The following is a 23582-nucleotide window of genomic DNA, read 5'->3' on the forward strand; positions in this document are numbered from 1 at the left end:
AAATATCTTTTTGGAATTATAGTTTTCCATGCGCTTATTAAAAATCCCCCAACCGAATTATAAATGATTCTTCAATCCAATACTCAAGAACCATTCATCAATTATGTCCAAAAAAACGCAACCTACTTTAAAAATGGAATAGGTAATAGAAGGTCAAAGAGTAATGTAACATCTTTTACTACCAAAAAAGGCATGACGGCTTCACTATTTTTTCTCTTGGTATTTTTAGTTTCTACAGCCCAAGAAAAGAAAGTAAAAGAACCTGTTACAGGTTTTATAGACTTCAACGTTTACTATGACACTAGGGAATACAGTGTTTTGACATATAATATTCTAGCGAATATTTCCAACAGACTCCAGTTCTTTTCCATGACCAATTATCAGAGTGCAAAATATTCCTTTGATTTGGAATCTACCTATTCGGAACATAATTTACGATGGTCACTTGGTAAGAACCTTCCACTTGACCTAACCACACAATATGCTTTACGAGATGGCCCAGATAATGATGATTTAAGATTTGGATTACGATGGAAAGTGAGCAACACATCCAAACTGGCTTCCATCTTTAAAAAAATGAACATGGGTTACGCCCTAAATACCATGATAGTTCAATTTCGAAGAAAAGAGAATACAAAATTTATGACGCAATTGGAACATGCGTATAGAATTGGTATTGCCCCTAAATTCTTCCACAACCGTCTTTATTTGGGAGGATTCGCTGATCAGAACATTCAGTACTTAGAAGGTGGAGGCATTGCATTTGACTGGGTATCCGAACACCAATTGGGATTTAGGGTGGTTGATCAACTGTATGTTGTTTTGGAATATCGCATTAATGACTATCTCTCTAGTGATAATTATGGTTTAGGTTATGGTTTAGAATATAAGGTTGTTTTTTAATTCAAATATGAAGCTCATGACGCTTTAATTAAGGAACTCATGATGGAAATTGGCTTCAAATAAGTAGTGAAAATCAATATTAGATTTAATTACCACTATTTAAATCTAAAATACTTAGAACCCATTATTAGAAGTATACCATTAATCCCATAACCCCATTATAAGAAATCAGCAAAGCAAAAAGTAGTGATGTGGCCAAACCTAAATTTATCAACAGGCTTGTTTTATGACCATTCATTATTTTCTTATTATTGATGAGCAAGAGTATTCCCACAATAACAATGGGAAGTACAAATACATTGAATACCTGTGAAAGTATTTGCATCTCTATAGGATTGGCGCCCATAATTGGTACAATCAAGGCAAACAAACAGGCAAAAGCCGTTATTATCTTGAATTGTTTTGAAGTGGTATCCAATTCTCCTGATTGATAATCCGCCAATAAGATGGGGGCAATCAACAAGCATGGAAATATGGATGATAGCCCTGCACTTAGCGTTCCAAAAAAGAAAAGCGTTAAAGCAAACTTACCTGCTACTGGCTCTAGGGTATTTACCATATCCAAAACTTTTGTGACTGGTTGTCCTTGATGAAACAAGGCCCCGCTAGCCACCGCCATTACCGCTCCGCTTATCACAAATACAAGACAAGCCGCAATAATAGCATCCTTTTTTTGCTGTTTCAGATTTTTAATGGTCCAGCCTTTCCCTTTTACAAAAAGTGGTCTGGACAAGAAGGTGGCTGCAGCCATTGTAGTACCTACAAACGCAGCTACCATCATATTACCTCCTTCGACTTCCGGAACAGAAGGCACCAAGCCTTGCACAACCTCAAGAGGTAAGGGATAGACCATAAAAAGTGATACTATAAAGGAAAGCCCCATTATGGTAACGAATATGACCAATATCTTTTCGAAGAACGTGTACTTACCTACTAAAAGCAGCGCATACATTATAGCGATCACCACGATTGCGACCACTAATACTGTTTCATATCTTAAGCCCTCTAATTGTGGAAAATAGATGAATAAAATTTCATAGATAATATTTGCTGAAATCCCCAATATGCCCATTAGGGAATTCCATTGACCGAATGAAATACCTATAATAATTAAGATGGCGATGATTTTACCGCCTTTTATGTGTCTTTTGAAGCTATACAAAGCGGTTTCGCCAGATATTAAAGCAAAATTTCCATAGGCATACATCAACAATCCTGAAAAAATACAACTGAGTAAAAGCACCCATAACAGTTGCATCCCATAGGTGCTTCCGGCTACAATCATCGAAGTAACGCTTCCTGTTCCAATGGTATATCCTATAGCAAATATTCCAGGGCCGAATCCTATGACTACAGCTAAAAATCTTTTTAAAATCGAAGTACTTGATTTTAATTCTTCCATTTGCTCAGTTTCTCAGTTTTGAGATTTTTGCCAAAGTCTCACGGACTATAGTTTCTAATCCTTTATAATCTTTGTTGGCCAAAATTTCTTTGCTGATAAGTTTTGAGCCCAGACCGACACAAGTTACCCCGGCTCCAAACCAAGCCTTCAGGTTTGCCTCCTCGGTGCTTACCCCACCTGTAGGCATCACACTCGTCCAAGGTTGCGGACCTTTTATACCTTTTACAAATTCGGGACCGTATATGTCCCCAGGAAATAACTTTACAATTTCACATCCCAGTTCTTCTGCCCGGTTGATTTCCGTAAGTGTTGCACATCCTGGAGACCATAAAACTTTTCTTCGGTTACAGACAATGGCAATATCTTCCCTCAATGAAGGGGTCACGATAAAGTTGGCACCCATTTGCATGTAAAGGGATGCTGCCGCGGCATCCGTTATAGAGCCTACTCCCATTATCATTCCTGGAAGTTCTTTTATGGCATATTTGTTTAGCTCGGAAAATACTTCAAAGGCGAAATCCCCTCTCGCCGTAAATTCCATAAGCCTGGCCCCACCATCATAACAAGCCTTCAATACCTTTTTTCCCAAATCAATATCTGGATGGTAGAACAACGGGACCATCCCTGTTGACTTCATTACACTTGCTACTTCTATTCTTGAATATTGTGCCATTTTACTTAATTATGTTTCTGTTAGAATTTTATTGAAATCATATTCCGACGGGTTTTTTACATATCTCAGGGCTTCATCATGATCACTTTCTTCCAAATAATATAGATTTTGAAAACATAGCTGTGCGAATTCTGAGTTAATTTCCACAAGACGAGGCGCTATCTTCCCATCTTTATCTTGAATATCCGATAAAAAAAGAGGCGTTATTTCCCCTCTGGAATTAGCGGTTACCATACATCCGCTTTTTCCCTCCTCAAATAATTTCTTGACCCCAAGCCCCAAGACAGTGCATAGGGTAAGGTCAAAGCCTATTGGTCTGCAACAACGAAGTTCATAACCTAGTTCAACGGGTCTGCTTTTTATATCAATATCCAGTTCTTTCAGTTTTTCCTGAACGAGCATATTAAAGATATGCGCCTTACTCACATTTCCCAATTCAGGATGTCCATGAGCATCATACGTAAAGCTTATCCCGCATTTATCCAATTCGGACTTTGGCATATTATGGAAGACCCCTTCACTGATTAATGCTACCCCGTAATGAATGTCCTTAATTTTTCTCTTGATCATGGAGGAAATGACCAAACGCACTACTTTATCAAAAGTAATATTGGTCCGATCAAACATTTCAGGTATGACCATCATAGGAAAGTGGCAACTTGCAGCTATCCCGAAGGCTAAGTGCCCTGCAGATCTACCCATGGCTGACATTACAAACCAATTTTGACTTGTCCTAGCATCTTCATACGCCGTATTTCCAATGCGAACACCTTCATCTTTGGCCGAATGAAAACCAAATGTAGGGTTTCTGTCAGGGAGTGGCAGATCATTATCAATGGTTTTGGGAACGTGAATATTTGAGATATCGATCCCTTCTTTCCTTAGATACCCCGTTATCCTATTAGCTGTAGAAGCGGTATCATCACCTCCAATACTGACTAGCAGTTTTACATTGTTTTCTTTGAACAGTTTGGTATTCAGCTTTTCATTTTTTGGTTTGAAACGGCTCATAATTAAGGTTGAGCCACCTCTACTGAATATGCGATCTGCATGAAAAAAATCAAATTCCTTGATTTTAGGATTTTCGTCGAATATTCCCTTGAACCCTTCGTGTAGTCCTAAAACCCTATAGTCATCTTTTAAAAATGCTTTGGCAACCGTACTGATAACTGAATTAATACCTGGAGCAGGACCACCGCCACAAAGAATAATTATGGATTTTTTTTTAGACATGTATGATTATTTATAAAGGACCAGCTAGGTGTGTTTAGCCACCTTACATATTAATATCTATCTACCTTGTTACTTTTCCCGAAGAATCACCCGCCACAAGCTTTTCTACTTCTTCCATCGTGGCCAAATTGTAATCCCCTGCAATTGTATGCTTTAAACAACAAGCCGCTACGGCAAAATTAAGTGCCTTCTCCTTATCAAAACCTTTTTGAAGAAGACCATATATGAGTCCGCCCATAAAGGCATCTCCACTCCCTACCCTATCAACCACAGGGGTCACTTCCCTAATGGCTGCGGTCACCAGTTCTTTGCCATCATAGAGCACGCCACCAATTTTTTGATGGGAGGCACTAACCGAATAACGTAATGTTGTGGCAACCGTTTGTAGGTCCGGACATTCTTTAAAAAGTATATCGTATAATTTAGGCAAAGTGTCTTTGTCCTGGTAATCGGGGTTCTGCTGTTGCTTTCCCAACATAAAAAAAGCGGTATCCAAGTCTCCCAATATAACATTGCTATATTTTAAAAGTTCTGGCATTACCTGATCTGGCTCTTTACCATAATTCCACAATTTAGATCGATAGTTGAGATCTGAGGAAATGGTCAGGCCCATTTCGTGGGCAACTTTAATAGCCTCCAAACAAACCTCTGCCGCACTTTCCGATACTGCTGGTGTTACCCCGCTCCAATGGAACCAAGTGGCTCCTTTAAACACCTTATGCCAGTCTATCATTCCAGTTTGGATAGTAGATAGAGAACTGTGGGCCCTATCATAAACTACCTTGCTTCCCCTTGTACCCGCACCGGTCTCTAAAAAATAAATACCCAATCTTTCTCCACCTAAAAGCACATGGTCAGCACTCACATTACATTTGCGCATTTCCATTAGGGCGCATTTACCAATATCGTTATCCGGTAACCTGGTAATGAATTCTGTTTCCACACCATAATTTGCCAAGGAGACAGATACATTGAATTCTCCTCCAGCATAGGTAGACCTATACATTCCCGCTTGTGAGAACCGTAAATGTCTCTCCGTGGACAATCTCAACAACATTTCCCCAAAGGTTACTACTTTATTCATTTGTATTTAATTACATTATTAACTAAAAGCTAAACCCCCGTTAATGTCAACATTATTTCCTGTCATGAAAGAAGATTCATCACCAGCAAGATACGCTACCAAATCAGCAACTTCTTCTGCTGTGCCCTCACGTCTTAAAGGTGTGGCATTTGCAACATTAGTTCTTACTTCATCCTTTGTGAAATCATCATGAAATTTAGTCGCAATCATTCCGGGATTTACTGCATTAACTCGAATGCCTTTAGGTCCAAGTTCTTTTGACATTGATCTAGTAAATGTACTTACAGCCCCTTTGGATGAAGCGTATAGTGAAGATCCGCCTCCTCCACCATCCCTTGCTGCTTGCGAAGAAAGATTGATGATAGATGCCCCTTTACCCATTAAAGGTTCAAATGCCTGCATTACAAAAACGGTGGATTTAAAGTTGACATCCATAACTAAGTTATAAAATGTCTCATCCAATTCTTGTAATGTTTTTCGTGCAAAAAGACCTCCAGCATTATTTACCAAAATATCTATTTTATCTCCAAATGCTTCAACTGCCTTTGCCTTTAAAGACTTAATATCAGCTAAATTTGATATATCCGCTTTTACGGCAATGGCTTCGCCCCCAAAAGATTTTATTTCCGCTACAGTTTCTTTTGCTCCAGCTTCAGAATTATGGTAGTTTACAACTACCCGTGCACCTTCTTTTGCAAGTTTAATGGATATTGCTTTTCCTATATCCCTTGAACCTCCTGTAACTACTGCTACTTTTCCTTTCAATTCATTCATAATAGTCTTTTTGGGTTTTATTATTAAATCCCTAACGCCTGACCACCACCAATTTGGATAGTTTCAGCAGTTATGAAGGATGCATCCTTACTTGCTAAGAAGGAAATAACTCCAGCAACATCTTCTGGTTGCCCTAATCTTCCTAACATAATATTATCTGCCCAAGAAGCAAAAACTTCTGGTTTTGTGGCTTTGATCTGAGCGTGAAATGGCGTATCTATTGTTCCTGGAGATACAGCGTTTACTCTTATCCCGTACTCAGCCAGATCCTTTGCCAATGCTCTTGTTATTGCATGAACACCTGCTTTGGATGTTCCGTAAATTCCTGCTCCAGGTCCCCCTGCTGTCCATCCTGCATTTGATGTATAATTAATTATTGAAGGGTGTTCTCCTTTTTTAAGGAAAGGGATAGCAGCTCTGCTAGCAAAAAATACTGAATCAAGATTTAATGCCATAACAAACCTGTAAAACTCGGTTGTCATTTCTTCAAACCTAGATCTGCCACCTAAGCCACCAGCGTTATTTACCAATACATCAATTTTACCGTACTTATTTCCGATTTCGGTAATATTTGAAGTTACAACCTCATCCTTTGTAACGTCAAATCCATAATATTCTGCGGTTATTCCTTCCGCAGCAAGTTCTTTTACCCTTTCGGCTCCGGCTTCATCGTCAATACCGTTTAATACTACGGTATAACCATCTTTACCCAATCTTTTTGCTACTTCGAAACCAATTCCTCCTGTTGCTCCTGTAACTACTGCGACTTTTCCTTTATTCTTGCTCATTTTATTATAATTTTACTTTTTACTTTTATTTACATTTTACTTTTAAGCGGTTCAATTTTGGGGCATAATATCCAAACACTTGCCATTGTTATTATAGCCAATGCTGCACCGATAACAAATGCAGGTGTATAATTACCTCCAGATGTAAGCCAAGGGACCAATGCGGTCAATCCAAAAGCTCCAAGCTTAGCTGCCATTCCCGAAAACCCTGAAAGTGTACCAACCGTTTTACCGCCAAACAAATCACTAGGCAACGTCTGAACATTTCCAATTGCGGTCTGGAAACCAAATAAAATAACTGCCATTAATATCACAGCTGTTTCAGGTCCTCCAGGATTCGCCATTGCCAGGAGTGAAGGCAACATGATTAAGCATCCCAGTGAGATTACGAACTTTCGTGTTTTGTTCACTGACCAACCCCCTTTAATCCGATTCTGAGCTAAAAGCCCTCCAAACCAAGCTCCAAGCATTGCCCCTACATAAGGTACCCAAGCATAAAATCCGATCGATTTAACATCCATTCCATAAACTTCATTTAGGTAAATTGGAATCCAAAAGACAAACAACCACCAAATAGGATCAAGTGCTGCTGATGCAATAATAACACCCCAACTTTCCTTATGCGATAGCATTTTGCTAGTACCTGGATTGTAACCTTCATCAAATTCACCATCCCCATCCGCATCTTGGTTCTGCTGTCCCGTTAGAATATATGTGCGTTCTTCATCTGTAATCCAGGGGTGTTTTTTAGGTGGGGATTTTACTAAAATCCACCATGGAATAAGCCATAGAAGCCCTATTGCACCCACCAATATGAAGATGTATTCCCAGTTGAAATAGACAGATAATATTCCGATGGCTGGGAAGGCAATTATTCCTCCAATGGCAGCGCCAGAATTAAAAAGGCCTTGTGCAAATGCCCGTTCCTTAGTTGGAAACCATTCTGCATTTCCCTTTGCTGCTCCCGGCCAGTTTCCAGCTTCTGAAATTCCCAACAAAGAGCGGAAAATACTTAGGCTTACCACACCCCTTGCAAAAGCGTGCAATGCTGTTGCAATTGACCAAAAACCAATAGATAATGTAAACCCTATCCTTGTTCCAAGCTTGTCGAATATTTTTCCAAAAATGGCTTGCCCGAAGGCATAGGAAAATATGAATATAGTAGAGATAATGGCATAGATTTCCTTTCGTTCATCAGGTGTCTTATCTGGATACAGATCTTTCGCTATGTCAGGCCATAGAACAGGAAGCGCTTGTCGGTCAATGTAATTGATTATGGTAGCCAGAGCAATCAAACCTATTACCCACCATCTTAGTCCTTTTATTTTCATATTCTTTTTGATTACTTAATAATAATTACTATATACCTGAATATCAATTTATTACATTTTAAAAACTTGTAATTTTTGACAAATAACTCCCTACCTAATAAAAACTGAGTTTTTAAAAGTGATATTAATTTGATAAAATAGGCTTAGCTAATTGTAACTCAATAAAAAAATGTCCGATCCAAAATTTTGTAAATACGAGCCTTATGTATTTGCTATATTCTTTGAATCATCTTGGGTATTATAACAGTATTGGTACAGAATTTTAAAATGCACTTTCATTTTTTCCTTGGCCAATTGCGGATTTTGATCCCGTATTGCCTCATATATTTCCTTGTGCTCCTGAATACCTAAAAATGACTGATTACTATCACACACATGATACTTTTCAAAATTTGTAATAATTCCAGGGGTTATGATCAACATAAAAGTATTCAAGGTACTATTACCACTGGCCCGCGCTATTGCCAGATGAAACAGCAGATCTTCCTCAACGGCATCTTCCCCGTTCATAACCTTTTTTGAATATGCTTCAAGTGCATTTTTAAGTTGCTCTAGATCCTCATCAGTTCTTCTCAATGCAGCCAATCTAACCGTCTTCAATTCCAATAAAATTCTCGTTTCAACCAATGATTTAAAATCAGGATCTTCCAGACTCAATATGTCCTCCAACATTCCATCCATGGCTACGGTGCCGATATTCGCGATGAAAGTCCCGCTTTGAGGCCTAGAAATTAATATCCCATAGAATTCCAATTTCTGAATTGCTTCCCTAAGGTTACTCCTACTAACACCAAATTTTTCGGCAAGCTTTCGCTCAGAAGGCAATTTATCACCTGGTTCAAGATTTTTATAGCTAATTAATTCTTTTATCTTGGCGATAATGTCATTCTGAATATCCTGGTTTTCCGGTTTTGTAAGATTTTCTAACTTCATAATTCAAATTAAGTATTTTAAAATTGGTTAACCAGATTGGTTTGTTAAAATTATAAAATATAACTCGACTAAAAAAGGATTCTATTGACTTAAAACAAAATAATTACAACATTTAAAAAGGATTTACTGACCTGACAACCAAGCCAGTAATCCAAAAAAATCAACTAACTCAAAATCCATTTTTTATATTTTAACTATTTCACCTATTTAATGTGTCACTTCTAATTCGTAATACTTCACTTTTGCATACGAACCTTCATCTATGCTTTGAAAATAATTGCCAGCTTTAAAGTAATTTTCAAAGACATTCCATCTTTCAAGGTCTACACCTTCATAGACCGCCGTCTCAGTATCATTTAAAATTATTGTCATTCTTCCTTTCTCGACCTTTACTTCAAGTGTAAATTTCTCAAAACCTACAGCTGTTGGGAAATTGTACCCTTGATCGTCGCCCCAAGCTTCTTCATGCAAAATATCTGTATCGCTTGCATTTTTATCTTTGAGCACTTTGGTTTTAACTCTTATTTTTCCTTTGTCCCAATAAATCTTTAAGACTGGTGGGGCATTATTATCTGTTGCACCTATCAATTCTTTTTGCTCATTGGTAAGTCGACCATGAATTTGCATTATGATTACCCTGTGATACTTTCCATCGGCATCTTTGGTAACTTCCTGCATGGCCAATTTACCCTTCATTATCCCACCTTGTTCAAAGGTCCAGTTTGTACTATTGCTCCCTGGCACCAGCTGTTCCCTTAACTCGCTTCTGGAATATTTTGTATTCGTTGTGGTAGCGTTTGGAAATGCATAAAATACTACCGAAGCATCTGTTGAGTCGTTATAAAAATATGGCTTCACCGTTTCATTGGTCGCATAATTCAAGATTTCCGGCGGTTCTACCTCCGTTGGTTTCCCTATGGGCAATGTTAATTTCCAGTGACTCAGATCTATTTTTGCCAATTGGTAATCAGTACTTTCTTTTTCTTCTACCTCTTCTTGTGGTTGGGCCACTTCTTCAATTTCCACAGTTTCAACAACTTCATCATTAGTTTGGCATCCGTACGTCATAGTAAAGGCCACAATTGTGATGAGCGATATTTTGAATATGGATGATACTTTGGTTAACATATACATGCTATTTATTAATGACTAACCTCTAATTCGTAAAACTTGACCCTTGCAAACGCGCCTTCATCCCTTGTTTGGAAATAATTTCCTGCCTTGAAATAATTCTCAAAAACACCCCATTTTCTCATATGGACATTTTCATAAACTTTGTATTCACTATTATTCAGGACAACCACCATTTTGCCATCTGACACCTTTACCTCCAATGTGAATTTTCCAAATCCCACTTCTTGTTCGAATTTAAAGCCTTCATCATCATCCCAGGCCTCTTTATAAAGAATCTCTGGTTCATTTAAACTGATGTTCTTTAAGGTTTTTGTTTTAACCCTAATTTTTCCCTTATCCCAATAAATTTTTAAAACAGGTGGTGCATTGTTATCTTTTTGACCAATCATATCTCGTTGTTCATTGGTTAACCTACCGTGAATTTGCATGATAATTACTTTGTGGTAATTGCCATCGGCATCCCTAGACACCTCTTCCATTGCCAGTTTCCCTTTCATGATACCACCTTGTGCAAACGTCCAGTTTGTGTTGTTGTCACCAGGAACCATTTGCTCCCTTAATTCGGACCGTGTATACTTTGTGTTCGCCGTTGTGGCTTCACTTGGAAATGAATAAAACACCAAAGCGCCACTAGTAGAATCATTATACATGTATGGCAGCAACCTTGCATCTTTTGCGTAATTCAAAATTTCAGGTGGTGCTATGGTTGTTGCACCTCCCTTTTCATTTACTTCAGGTGTTGTAACACTCCAATGACTTAAATCTATCTCGGGTAGCTTAAACTTCTTCCTTTTTTTCTTTTTGGATTTCCTCTCAATTTTGGAATTAGTATCTGAGACACTACTTGCCGTTATTTGACAAGTAGCGCTTGCAGATATTAATCCTATCAGTAGTGTTATTAAAAATTCTTTTCGGAACTTTTTCATTACTACTGTGAGTTAAAATTTCGGATATACTTTAACATTATCTATATATGCATCCACAGGTGTAACCCCCCAAAGCCAGATAGATATTAACCCAGAATCATTTGACGTAAAATCAACTTTAACTTGGGTGAACGTAGTTTTTCCTTTAACCTCTGTTCCAACATGAGTTACCAAAGCTCCTCCTGCAATAGATTGGTTATAAGCATCAACCCCATCGGTAAAATGACCATCAAGAATTTCTGCTACTAGTCTCCTACCTCCTACTGGTTCCACATCTGGAGCAGTTATGACATCATCCTTTATGGCATATTCAAACTCTAAAGTATATTCCCAATTAGGAGAAACTACTATGGCCTGGTATGCATGTCTTGTATCACTTGATGTAAACTCCGCTGCAGATCGCCTTTTATTCCATTTTGCTCCTCTTGTTTTAGCCCCGGTATCATTGCCCAAGATATCTAACCAAGAACCATCACTACTAGATTCAAAACCATTATTTGACCAGCCATTGGAAAAATCAATTTTCCAATTATTACTGCTGTCTTCCATATCACCATTTAATACTACAGGGGTAATAGGAACAAACATATCAACAACTACAACCTCTATTGTTTTTGAAGCAGATGCTCCATTTGCATCACTAACCGTAAGTGTTACCGGATAGGTCCCTTCCCCTGGAAAGGTATAGATTGGATCTTGTTCTGTTGATGTAGCTCCTCCGCCAAAATCCCATAAATAAATGGTTGATTCTGTAGAAAGATCATTGAATAGAATGGTAGAGAAATCATTTGCATCAGGTACATACGTAAAATCTGATGTAGGTAAAAAATTATCTACTTTAGAGTTTGAGTCGGGTAAATCGTCTCTAAAAAGACTATCATCACAACTGTGAATAAAACTTACTGCTACTAAGCTTAGGAACAATAGTATTGTTTTACGGAAAATATTTTTATTACTTTTCATATTTTAATTTTTTAAATATTAGTAACCAGGATTCTGTGTTAAAAGTCCATCGCTTATATTTATTTCTCTTGATGGAATGGGCAAGAGTAAAGCCCTAGAGCTATAGATATATCCCATTTCCGCTGCATGGGCACTCAATACGGCATCGGCAACACCGAATCTAAGAAGATCAAACCAGCGCTGATTCTCAAATGCCAATTCTACGCGTCTTTCAAGTAAAAGATCCTCTTTAGTTACACTTGTTATAGCATTAGGCGCAGTAGCCGGAAACGCTCTATCCCTTACCCTTTGAAAAGAAGCCAAAGCACGTGGGTCTACCGTTGCGGAACCTGAACCCAAAATAGCTTCAACGTGCAACAATAGCACATCTGCAAAACGAATTGCGATATAGTCGTTCCCAGCGTTACGGGAATTAGGACCATATGCAGGGCTGGCATTAACGTCAAATCCATCAGGCAAGAATTTAGCTACTTCATTGGAACTACCAATAGTGGTGTATGAAACGGCAGATCTAATTCCTCCGATTGAATTGAAATCAGCTATCAGGTTATCATTTACAATGTTCTGACCATCTTCCCTACCTGCACGTACGGCTGAAGTAAACTCAGATGAAAAACTTTGGCTTTCCTGGGCATTTCCAGATTCATATTGAATGGCGAAAATAATTTCATCATTCAGTTCAGAATAAAATACATCAGCATAATTACTCATTAAATCGTATTCCATACTGTTTATAATGGCCTCACACAATTGCTGTGCCCCAGTATAATTTGGACTTGCTTGAGTTAAATACACCTTTGCCAACAATGCCTGGGCAGCAGCTTTTGAGGCTCTTGATTTAGACGAGTTGTCCAAGGTGCTGACAGCTGCCTGTAAATCGGCAACAATTTGTTCATAAATCAGTGATTCAGATATTCTGGTAAAAAGGGGCGCCTTATCATCTGCTGGTCCTATTACCGTAGTAACCAAGGGCACATCACTGTACAACCTAACCAATTTAAAGTAAGCATAGGCCCTTAAAAATTTTGCCTCAGCAGTATATTTCGCCTGGTTGGCCTCGTCTGCAATATCAATAAAGTTCAAGATATTGTTAGCCCTAAAAATAACCTCGTACATAGACTGATAATAATCCTCAGATTCTACATTATTGGCATTTACTACATACCTATGAAAATCTGACTTAGAACCTTCAAGGGTAGCATTTCTTGTATTATCGGTGCGATGCTCGGTTAAAAGGTGCTCAAACTGCACCCCTCTGTTGGCCCTACCAATATTGGTTTCTGTATTTTCATTGACACCCTGTAGGGCATCATAAATTCCTATAATACCTGCCAAAACATCAGAGTCAGATTGGAAGAAGGAATCTACCGCAACTGCTGTGTCTGGGACTGGATTTAAAAACTCATCACTACAGGAAATAAATATAAATCCTGATATGGCGAAGACTAAATATTTTATATGTTTCATGTTCTATTTTTTTTTAATTAAAAAGCAACGTTTAGGCCTAATGTTATCGTTTTGAATATAGGTGTTCCTGCTCTTTGAGCTCCATAAGCTCTAGGATTGGCATCATCTACATGCTCTGGGTTGAAACCGTGATAATCATCAGCTGTTATATAAACTAGATTCTGTGCAGTAGCGTAAAGTCTTAAATTTGACATCCCTAATTTTTCGGTAACATCATAAGGCATGTTAAAGCCAATATTCACATTACGCAACGAAAAGTAGTCCGCACTTGCAATAACTTCGCTTGTTAACACCTTCTCTTGAATGAAGGATTCATTTGGCACAAGTCCGTCTGCAACAGCCTGGGCTTCCCCTCCACTTCGGGTTCTATTTCCAAACCAGTTATAGAAATACTGGTCACCAATATTATTTACCTGAGCCCCTAGACTTCCTTGTAACATAAAGGAAAGATCAAAATTCCCTATTCTAAATTCATTGGTAAAACTGTATACCAAATCTGGATAAGGATCACCCAAGATTGTTTTATCATCATCGGTAATGAGTCCATCACCATTTAAATCTTTCACTATGGTATCGTCAGACTGGCCGTTAATACGATTCCAAGGATTGTTGACATAGGCTGTTCTAAATTCAGTTTCATTAAAAGCTTCGGTATCGACCACATAACCCCAGAAAGATGATATTGGTTCGCCAATTCGGTTAATCCATTGTGAATTTCTACCATAAGTGTCTTCAATTAAAGCATTGTTGGAATTTCCAAAACTTAGCAATTCATTCTGATTGGCAGATGTTATCAAAGTTGAACTCCAAGAAAATTTCTCAGTGACAATATTTTTTGTCCTTAACTCCAACTCCCAACCCCTATTCTGAACTTCACCTAAATTTACGATCCCACCAGAGAATCCGGTAACATAAGAAACAGGGTTTTCCAATAGTAATTTATCACTGGTTCTTTGGTAATAATCCAAGGATCCTGATATTCTGTTGTTTAAAAATCCAAAATCAATTGCCGGGTTAAATTCTTCCGAAGCTTCCCATTGTAACAATGCATTTGCAATATTTAGTGGAGAAACACCAGGGGCAATTGAACCATCTGTAACAGCATTTGAATTTTGCAACAAAGCCAAGTAAGGCCATGCGTTAACAACATCATTCCCTACATTAAAGTTCTCAGCACCTGTAAGACCGTAACTAACTCTTAACTTAAGATTGTTTATGATTTCGCTTTCGCTTAAAAAGTTTTCTTTAGCTATGTTCCACCCAATAGATGCTGCAGGGAAATTACCCCATTTGGTATCTAATCCAAAAACTGAACTACCATCGCGTCTAAATGAAGCAGATACTAGATATTTGTCATCAAAAGCATAGTTAATACGACCAAAATATCCTAGTTTTTTCAGCTCTGTATTAAATTCTGAATATTCTGAAATAGCCGTAGCCCCTTGTAAATTTTTTAGTAGATCATTAGAATAACCGTTTCCAGTAACATCACTGTTTTCTCTTTTTCTTTGTTGTACGGTCATCCCCGCAAGGAGATCAATTTCATGAGCTCCAAAATCTTTGCTATAGGATAACGTATTATCGGAAACCAATCTGGTGCTAAATCTGTTTTGCAAATTATATTGTGCTCTACTATTACCGGCTGCGTGATGCAAGGTACCGTCCCATCTTGTTCTTTTACGTTGTTCCAAAGTTACCCCAAGCGATGTTTTTGCAGTTAGTCCGTCCAATATTTCATAACTCAAGTACGTAGAACCAAACAAATCCAATTCGTATTCATAATGCTCTCTTTCTATATACTGTGCATATGGGTTTGAATCTCCCGATGTACGAGGTCTTTCAGTATTTCCATCATTGTCCAAATCCAAATTGATTAGATGGTTTTCATAGAAGTAATCGCCAACACCAACATCTGGATAAGACCCTCTATTAATAAACTGTAGTGTTTCCTCCGTGTGATAAATAGGCAACCATGGTGATTGTCTTGTAGGGTTGTGAATAGAGGTAGGTAATTGTCTTTTCTTGGAATAAGAAGGTGTTGCACTTATACCGAATCTTATCTTTTCACCCAATTTTGTGTCAACCTTCAAATTTGCAGAATAAAATTTGTAATCATCCGTAATCACAACTCCTTCATCATGTAAGGATCTCAAGGATGCGCTAAATTTTGTGTTCTCAGAACCACCTCTTGCGGAAAGGGAATGGCTGGTAACATTTCCCCCATCAAAGAAGACATCCTGCCAATCTCTATCAATTCCTGTTGTAGCAACCAATAATTGTGCATACAAGGTTTCACCTCCAAGTGTCCCTGTGGCGGCTAACTCTTTAGCAGCCCAGTCCTTAACACTCTTTCTATAATCATCACTTCCATGTGCGGTTTTATACCCTGTATAAGTTTCATAACTAAAGACTGTTTTCCCTGACTTACCGCTCTTGGTAGTAATCAATATCACCCCATTGGATCCTTCACTACCATAAATAGCTGCAGATGCCGCATCTTTTAATACTTCAAAAGACTCAACATCATTCATGTTGATATTCCCAAGATAATCCGAGCTTACAACTATCCCGTCAACAACTACTGCAGGACCAGAGTCAGCTGTTATAGATCCTACACCTCTAATAGTAATGGTAGGAGCACCCCCAGCTTCTGCATTAGTTGATTGGATATTAACACCTGAGACCTGACCAATTAAAGCGTCGTCAACACGTGAAACCGCGATCTGGTCGAGATTTTCGTTGGTCACCTTCGAAATGGCCCCTGTTAAATGCGACTTCTTTGAAGTACCGTAACCAACTACAACTACTTCGTCCAGTTGACTGGCGTCTTCAGTCAAGGTAACGTTCAATTGCTTTTGATTTACTATGATCACCTGCTTGGAAACATAGCCGATATAAGAAAAATTAAGAACATCACCACTCTTTACAGTGATTTCAAAATTACCATCAAAATCTGTAGCTGTACCTTTTGTAGTATTTGCTATAATAACATTTACCCCAGGTATTGGTACATTGTTCACGTCAGAAACAACTCCAGTTAACTGGTAGCTGTCTTGCGCGTAGATTGTTATATTGAGCAATGTTATTGCTACAAGTAAAAGTTTAGTTTTAAATTTCATTTGTGATTTTGTTACGTTAATACTGATTAGCTAATTCTACTGGAAAAAATTTCGCGTGGTTTTGCTTTACACAATCACAATGATTCTATAAAAGAAGTTGTTTAAAATCCTTACTTTTGCAGTAACATTTCATTGTAAAGCAATAAATGTGATGGTATTACTTCCCTACGACAAGAAGTGATTCGAATAATTAAGGATAGGCCAAAAACCTATCCTTTTTTTGTTTTTGTTCTTTTGCTTCCATAAGTTGATGTTTATTTAATGATTTGATTTTCAACAGGTTTTTTATTGGTTCTCCAAATTGGTCAACCAATGTGGATAACCAAATATATGTTATTAGTTTGTTAAAAAAAAATCTATCCATAAAAATCATAAGACTATATTGAAGATTTGCTAATTTTTAGGCATTTCACTGTAATCTTTGATAATCTTTTAAGGATTACTGCATAAAGTCCTCCCTTATAGGGCTAAACACATCAATTAAGACACCATCTTCAATACAAATTGCACCATGCATTACATGTGGAGGGATGTAAAAAGAGTCCCCTCCTTTTAAGATTCTAGTTTCTTTCCCAATGGTCATTTCAAATTTTCCACTAACTACATAAGTAACTTGTGAGTGGTAATGTTCATGCATGGGGCCAATACCGCCTTTGGCGAATTTTACGTTTACAAGCATAATCTTGTCATCATAGCCCATAATTTGACGTTGTACGCCCTCACCTACGGTTTCCCAGGCTATCTCATCGCCTATTAAAAATTCTTTACTTGCTCCAAATGTTTTCATTTCAAATGATTTAAATTATTATTTATTAGATAGATAATATGGTCCGTTCCACTGGAATGTCTTAGCATTTATGGTTACCATATGTTTTGCCTCTTTTGAACTTTCTGAATTGGCAATGATCAGGGTTTTCACCATGTCATTTGTGAAGACTATTTCAATTGCCGTATACTTTTCATCGTTCTGTAAAACTTTTACACTTTTTATATTGCTATAGGCATTTACAGCAAATTCAGAAACCGGACTATAGGTGCCATGCGGTTCAATTATTGAAACAAAAATGGCATCCTTTACATTTTTTCTCCGGATGATAAACCCAGGATCTCTTCGCAAATTAAACTCAGGATCATTTGCACCTATTCTTGTGAACAACAACTCATCATCCTTATCACTCACAGCTGTCATGGTATAAAAAATATCGTTTGACAACCAATTCAATGATATATTATCCTGATTCACAACCCCTTTTCCTTCCAAATACAAATGTTGATAACCAAATTTAGTACCTAATGCCTCTAAGCTCTTGGGAGAATCATAACTGAAATTTGTTTTCATTAACTGCCCCAGATAATAAAAAGGTAGGTCGTATTGGTGCAAGGAATCTGAAGTTACCCGCATTACATCCAAAACAAAGGGAAAAGAATAATTTTCATCCTTAATTAGGGCCATTGTTCGGTGCAGTTCCGTGCCTTTATATGCATTTGATTCTTTAGCGCTTGCAATTTTAATTTCTGAACTTTCAGCATCAAAAAAAGATTTTACAGATGCATGTTGACTTCCAATTTCATATTTACCATTAAAATGGGAAGTTTCATCTTGTACAATTGTATTATGTGCAACAGTTTGTTTGGCCCAAGTGGTGTTTTCCTTTAAGTAATTGCCACCACCCTTTTGTTCAATATTTACAAAACGTGCCAATCCATAATCCTGCATTATTTCATTGCCATTGTTATAAATAGAATAGGAAAGTTTATCGTAATGTCCATGGCTTAAACCTTGGGCAGCATATTTGAACACAAGCTCCATTCCCTCGTTTCTTAAAATCCCTATCCCTCCTTGATCGCCTTCTGGTCCATCTCTTAATTCCAATGAGGTTTTTGTAAAGGGTATCGCCTCGTTATTTCTTATTCCCAAAGCAACAGCCAAGCCCGCGTCATCTACGGTAACTTTCCCTTGTTGCTCAGCGATACTCAACAATTCAGGATTTTGTCCCCCAAATAAATATGCGATATCCAAAGCGGTAACCAACTCTCTAGAATAATAAGACATGCCTTTTTGACCATCATTTATAGGGAAAAAATCCCCATCACTATCCGAAAGGTTTAACAACGTACTTACACTTTTGAGCAATACAGAATCTTTATATTCAAAAATTTTATATTCCGGCTTTACATTATGCAATGCCTGGGCAAAAATTAAAAATGGATACATGGCATACCTTTGATAATAAGGACCTTCTGTATAATAACCATCAGGGGAAAAAGGTTCATCTACATTGGCAAAGAAACCTACTTTTTGACCTTCTTTTTTAATGAACCCACCATCATTATCACGCATTTCTGCAGTTAGGTTATCTGTTTTTAAGCCATATAATGCTTTTTGAAGCAACTCATCGTTATCCATAACCAAACCAATCATACCAACAGCAACATTACCCCACGTGCTGTGATTGTGAACGCGGTTAAAAAATTGCGGATTTCCCTCTGAAATAAAATTTGCAAAGGGTACAAACAACTCCATTTCCAAGTATTTACGTTCCTTTTTTGACAAGAAATCATAAATACAATCATAAGCCTGACTTGCGTAAACCAACCAATTGGAATCGTTTAGACATTGCCAAAACAATTTACCTCTGGCATATGATCTTTCCTGGGGATGAACAGGTAATGTTGGATATAATTTTGCATAAGCCATGAACATGTCTTTCACATAAACGGCATATTTATCCTCATTTAAAATTTGAAATAATACCCCAGCTTTTTGAAGAATTAAAAAGTTTTTTTTGTGACGTTCATGAGTAAATCCTCCGGAAAAATCTTTTGGAATGGGCACATGAATACCCGAAGCTATTTCCGCATCTACCTCCTCTTTAATATCCGCTAATGATGAATCAAAAAGAGGAACTTTACCTAATTCTGCCCTTATTTTTGCAACTCCTTCTTTAGTAAGGTTAAGTTGGGGATGTTCTTGGCTATAGGCCGTGGATATTTGCAATATGAGTGCCATGCCTAAAACAAAGAACCTTGCCTGTAAATATTTTCTAAATTGTATCATTTTAATTTTTGCAATATTCTAAAATGGTTTACCTGTTTGGATAATTAATGTGGTAACTGGTTCTCAGATTTTGTCGCAGCATACCTGCTTTACATCTCGATCCACGATACTTCACCAATAGGTTTAGAATAACTTATCCTTTTAACCGGTGATTAAAACACCAGGAGCCATATAACGCCTTGTGCTTTCTTTTTTATAACAATCAACTATGTACGGTTCAATAGAGAACTACATATTGTAAACACCTCCATTAATATCCAGTGTTGCACCCGTAATAAAGCCATCGTATTCGGACGCCAGATACAAAACTGCTCGTGCTACATCAGAGGCATTACCAGCTCTTTGGATGGGAATGCCCGCAGTTGTTGCTGCGGCTGATTCTTTAGTTGTATGGGTGTTGTGAAAAGAAGTACCGAGAATAAGCCCTGGCGCGACCGCATTAACGCGAGTGCCTTGAGGTCCTAATTCTGACGATAGCGCACGTGTCAGTGTTAATATAGCACCTTTGCTGGTAGAGTAAGCCAATGACCCAGGGTGACCCCCTTTGCGCCCAGCTAGGGATGCCAAATTAACAATACTACTGTTGTCATTTTTTGCTAGGTAAGGAGCTGCCGCTCGCGTCACAAACATCATGGAAGTAAGGTTAATATCCATTACCTTATGCCAGAACCCAGCCTCCATTTCACTAAGCATTTTACGTGCAACAAGTGAACCGGCATTATTAATCAGTATGTCTAGTCCACCAAATGCCTCTATTGTTTTTTCAACCATTGCATTTGCATCGGCTTCGTTTGTTAAGTCACCAGATATAGCAACCGCCTTTTGTCCTTTTCTGGTTGCGTATTCCACTAATTGATTGGCCGTATCTGCACTGGAGAAATAGTGGATGGCTACATTGGCTCCGCTATCAATAAAGTGCCTGGTTATTGATTCCCCAATTCCCTGGGCACCAGCGGTTATAAGAACATTTTTGCCAACTATTTTATTATTGTTGTTGTCCATTTTTTCCCTTGATTATTTGATTTTATCATTTTTAGTGAAATAGCCTTCATTCGACACAGAGGCATCACTTACAGATATACTTGCTGTTTTAAACCACACTTCGGCGTAGTTTCCATCGGAATATTGTTTTTTAATATCACCTCCATGTGTTTCTGCACCAGAACACCAGTTTCTATTTACTTCGGGCGACTTTCCATTTGTTTGATTATACGCACCAAGCTTAAAAAAACAACCTTCACCTGAGTACGCATTCTTACGCTCTACTCCGTTTTGACCAATTGGCACAAATAATTTTTGAGTTTGCGCGGGAATATCAGCAGCGGTACTGTAATCGGATTCGATTAAGTTCTTTGTAAACGTTTTGGTTTCATGTCCCTTACTAGTAAATGTTAAGTTCATAATACCATCAACAACTTCTATTTCATAACTAAATTCCTCACCCAATGAAATACCATCCTTAGGTTCTTCTGGGTAAGTATTTGCATCAGTACCAACTACAGAAAAGTCATTACCCCAAACTGCTGTTGAATAATCCCATCTTTTTGAATTATCATCTCCTGCTGTATTAATTTCATAATGCCAAAAAACAGAACCTTTAGAATGACCTGGGAATTTCTTGTAGAATATTTTAAGCGGTTCGTTCTCATGTCCGTCAGCACTATGAATCTGACCTACCACTACAGCATGGGAAGCCGCAACTCGAGCATCACCAGTAGCGGATACATTCATTACTTTTAAGGTAGCTGTCAACTTATCATTCGCAGTTTTTGGATACCATTTTTTTACTTGCGCCAATTCAGTTCTTGTATTGTTGGAAGTTCCATGAGTGTTTCCCCCATTGGGTGTCTTAAAAACGACCCAATCGCTAATGCCATCATTTACAGTATAAAAGAAATTTTTGTTCTCAAAATTATTTGCATGCCCCACATTGGAACCATCGCCCAAAATTAATTTCCATTCATCAAAAAAAGGTATAACGTCACTTGGGTAAACGCTTTTTGCTACTTCTTTTTTACTTGTACCGAGTGTAGTAGAAGTATTTGATTCTTTAGATTTATTTTTGCAGCTACCTAGTACTATGAAAAGACAAAGTACTACTAACATTGCTCCTGATGTGATAATTTTTTTGTTCATTTTATATGGTTTGGTTGTAACTTCATTTTTCATTCAAAGCGCAAATTTTATGTGCTTTTTGATGCTTAAAAATATTACTTATTGGGTGCTGTTCCTTCTCCTACAGTTGCTTCTTTAAACCAAACTTCCGTATAGCTTCCATTGGCATATTGTTTGGCAATATCTCCGTTATAGGTTTCCGATCCAGTGCTCCATACTATATTTTCTTCTGGGGATTTGCCGTTTGTTTGATTATAAGCACCTTGTTTGAAATACTGTATTTCACCCGCATAGGCATTTTCTCGTTCAACCCCGTCACGACCTATAGCTGCGTATAATGTCCATATTTGTTGAGGAATATCCGATTTTTTGGAAAAATCCGATTTCAATAAATTCTTTGTGAATGTTTTAGTCTCATGGCCTTCACTTTTAAAAGTGAGATACATAATACCTTCATAAACATTTATTTCATAACTAAATTTTTCCCCTATTTCAATACCATCTTTTGGTTCCTCTGGGTAGGTTTTTGAATCCGATCCTACAACAGACATGTCATGACCCCAAACTGCTGTTGAATAATCCCATCTTTTTGAATTATCGCCTTCGGTATTGATTTCATAGTTCCAAAAAACTGATCCTTTTGTGTGTCCGGGAAATTTCTTATAAAATATCTTTATAGGTTCGTTCTCGTGCCCCTCATCACTGTGAATCTGCCCAACTACTACCGAGTAAGAAGCTGCAACTCTTGCATCACCTGAGGTTGAAACATGCATTACTTTTAATGTCCCAGTTAATTTACCACCAATTTCAGGTGTCCAATGTTTTTTTTGACCTAATTCCGTTCTTGTATTACTTGATGTTCTTGAGGTAATACCAGAATTAGGTGTTTTGTATACCACCCAATCCTGTTTCCCATCATTTGCAACATAGAAAAAATCTTTTTTTGCATAATTCATTAATGTATCTCTATGCGTACCATCTCCCAAAAGAATTTTCCATTCATCCATAAAGGGAATTACATCGCTTGGATAAATTGTAGCTTCTGAATCTTGATCATTAGTTTTCTTAGTAGTATCAAGACAACTATTTAGCACTACTATAAGAGTTAGTGATAAAAGAGATCGTACAAATGATTTAACAATTATGGCATCCATTTTTTTGCGTTATTAGTATTGTTTACTTCTTTTCAATTTAAAACATTGGATATAATGTTTTCTAGGTGGCCTTTTGATTGAGAATTTGGTTTAATACATTAATTTCAATTTCTGAACCAACTCAATTTTCCCGGAATTTTAAATGATATTCTCCCTTGGTTTCTACCCCATTTCACCCCATAAAATGGGGTTGGGAAGTAACAAAATTTTATAAACCATATTGGTTTGATAAATTGGTTTGCTAGATTGGTCAACCAATATATGTTAATTTATGCCCCTACCAAAATTTATAAGGGATTTTAACGTTTATAGGCTCCCTAAAATAATATTTCAATACGCTCAAAAACAACATTGTAAGCATAATGCAAGTCAAAATCAACACGCAAGTATTCCTTTATCACTATCCAAAATTCTTTAGCCAATCTTCCATTATATACCTGTTGTTGAAGTAGCAGAGCAAGAACTTTACAGAATCCTCAACTATTATTCAGTTAGCATGTCCACCAAAATAATAGTAAGGTGATT

The 23582-nt window shown here is 37.6% G+C and carries 19 protein-coding genes; 1 reads left to right on the forward strand and 18 read right to left on the reverse strand.

Annotated features, from left to right (window positions below; translation table 11 throughout):
- Window positions 1–63: 63 nt before the first annotated feature.
- A complete protein-coding gene (locus ABXZ32_RS00920; protein WP_354616814.1) occupies window positions 64–903 on the forward strand; it encodes a hypothetical protein in 840 nt (279 codons plus the stop codon).
- 127 nt (window positions 904–1030) lie between these two features.
- Here the strand turns inward: ABXZ32_RS00920 and ABXZ32_RS00925 are convergent, their stop codons facing one another.
- The 18 genes from ABXZ32_RS00925 to ABXZ32_RS01010 form a co-directional block, all read right to left on the reverse strand.
- Window positions 1031–2305, reverse strand: coding sequence for an NRAMP family divalent metal transporter (locus ABXZ32_RS00925; RefSeq protein ID WP_354616815.1), 1275 nt, complete (start codon window positions 2303–2305; stop codon window positions 1031–1033).
- 4 nt (window positions 2306–2309) lie between these two features.
- Window positions 2310–2978 (reverse strand): bifunctional 4-hydroxy-2-oxoglutarate aldolase/2-dehydro-3-deoxy-phosphogluconate aldolase, encoded by a 669-nt coding sequence (locus ABXZ32_RS00930; RefSeq protein ID WP_354616816.1) that lies wholly within the window; start codon window positions 2976–2978, stop codon window positions 2310–2312.
- 9 nt (window positions 2979–2987) lie between these two features.
- Window positions 2988–4211: a 6-phosphofructokinase gene (locus ABXZ32_RS00935; RefSeq protein ID WP_354616817.1), complete on the reverse strand. Its 1224-nt coding sequence runs from the start codon at window positions 4209–4211 to the stop codon at window positions 2988–2990.
- A 61-nt stretch (window positions 4212–4272) separates the two neighbouring features.
- Window positions 4273–5295: a sugar kinase gene (locus ABXZ32_RS00940; protein WP_354616818.1), complete on the reverse strand. Its 1023-nt coding sequence runs from the start codon at window positions 5293–5295 to the stop codon at window positions 4273–4275.
- An 18-nt stretch (window positions 5296–5313) separates the two neighbouring features.
- Entirely contained in the window at window positions 5314–6069 is a 756-nt protein-coding gene (locus ABXZ32_RS00945) for an SDR family NAD(P)-dependent oxidoreductase (protein ID WP_354616819.1), read from the reverse strand.
- 23 nt (window positions 6070–6092) lie between these two features.
- Window positions 6093–6857, reverse strand: a complete 765-nt coding sequence (locus tag ABXZ32_RS00950) for an SDR family NAD(P)-dependent oxidoreductase (protein ID WP_354616820.1) — start codon at window positions 6855–6857, stop codon at window positions 6093–6095.
- Window positions 6858–6886: 29 nt separating this feature from the next.
- Window positions 6887–8188 (reverse strand): MFS transporter, encoded by a 1302-nt coding sequence (locus ABXZ32_RS00955; protein ID WP_354616821.1) that lies wholly within the window; start codon window positions 8186–8188, stop codon window positions 6887–6889.
- Window positions 8189–8389: 201 nt separating this feature from the next.
- Window positions 8390–9121, reverse strand: a complete 732-nt coding sequence (locus ABXZ32_RS00960) for a FadR/GntR family transcriptional regulator (RefSeq protein WP_354616822.1) — start codon at window positions 9119–9121, stop codon at window positions 8390–8392.
- 207 nt (window positions 9122–9328) lie between these two features.
- The gene (locus ABXZ32_RS00965; protein WP_354616823.1) at window positions 9329–10249 is read right to left on the reverse strand and encodes a polysaccharide lyase family 7 protein; all 921 of its coding nucleotides are present in this window, start codon (window positions 10247–10249) and stop codon (window positions 9329–9331) included.
- A gap of 14 nt (window positions 10250–10263) precedes the next feature.
- Entirely contained in the window at window positions 10264–11181 is a 918-nt protein-coding gene (locus tag ABXZ32_RS00970) for a polysaccharide lyase family 7 protein (RefSeq protein WP_354616824.1), read from the reverse strand.
- Window positions 11182–11193: 12 nt separating this feature from the next.
- The gene (locus ABXZ32_RS00975; RefSeq protein WP_354616825.1) at window positions 11194–12144 is read right to left on the reverse strand and encodes a PKD domain-containing protein; all 951 of its coding nucleotides are present in this window, start codon (window positions 12142–12144) and stop codon (window positions 11194–11196) included.
- Between the two features lie 18 nt (window positions 12145–12162).
- Complete coding sequence (locus tag ABXZ32_RS00980) at window positions 12163–13611, reverse strand: RagB/SusD family nutrient uptake outer membrane protein (RefSeq protein ID WP_354616826.1); 1449 nt, start codon at window positions 13609–13611, stop codon at window positions 12163–12165.
- A 17-nt stretch (window positions 13612–13628) separates the two neighbouring features.
- Window positions 13629–16730 (reverse strand): SusC/RagA family TonB-linked outer membrane protein, encoded by a 3102-nt coding sequence (locus ABXZ32_RS00985; protein WP_354616827.1) that lies wholly within the window; start codon window positions 16728–16730, stop codon window positions 13629–13631.
- A 439-nt stretch (window positions 16731–17169) separates the two neighbouring features.
- Window positions 17170–17517 carry a cupin domain-containing protein gene (locus ABXZ32_RS00990; RefSeq protein ID WP_354616828.1) on the reverse strand — a complete coding sequence of 116 codons (348 nt, stop codon included), beginning with the start codon at window positions 17515–17517 and terminating at the stop codon, window positions 17170–17172.
- An 18-nt stretch (window positions 17518–17535) separates the two neighbouring features.
- On the reverse strand, window positions 17536–19788 hold the full coding sequence (locus tag ABXZ32_RS00995; RefSeq protein WP_354616829.1) for an alginate lyase family protein: 2253 nt from the start codon (window positions 19786–19788) through the stop codon (window positions 17536–17538).
- A 228-nt stretch (window positions 19789–20016) separates the two neighbouring features.
- Window positions 20017–20790, reverse strand: a complete 774-nt coding sequence (locus ABXZ32_RS01000; RefSeq protein ID WP_354616830.1) for an SDR family NAD(P)-dependent oxidoreductase — start codon at window positions 20788–20790, stop codon at window positions 20017–20019.
- A 12-nt stretch (window positions 20791–20802) separates the two neighbouring features.
- A complete protein-coding gene (locus ABXZ32_RS01005; RefSeq protein WP_354617300.1) occupies window positions 20803–21924 on the reverse strand; it encodes a polysaccharide lyase family 7 protein in 1122 nt (373 codons plus the stop codon).
- Window positions 21925–21998: 74 nt separating this feature from the next.
- A complete protein-coding gene (locus ABXZ32_RS01010; protein WP_354616831.1) occupies window positions 21999–23057 on the reverse strand; it encodes a polysaccharide lyase family 7 protein in 1059 nt (352 codons plus the stop codon).
- Between the last annotated feature and the right edge of the window lie 525 nt (window positions 23058–23582).

It is taken from the genome of Sediminicola luteus (assembly GCF_040566555.1).
In the GTDB taxonomy this organism is placed as follows: Bacteria; Bacteroidota; Bacteroidia; order Flavobacteriales; family Flavobacteriaceae; genus Sediminicola.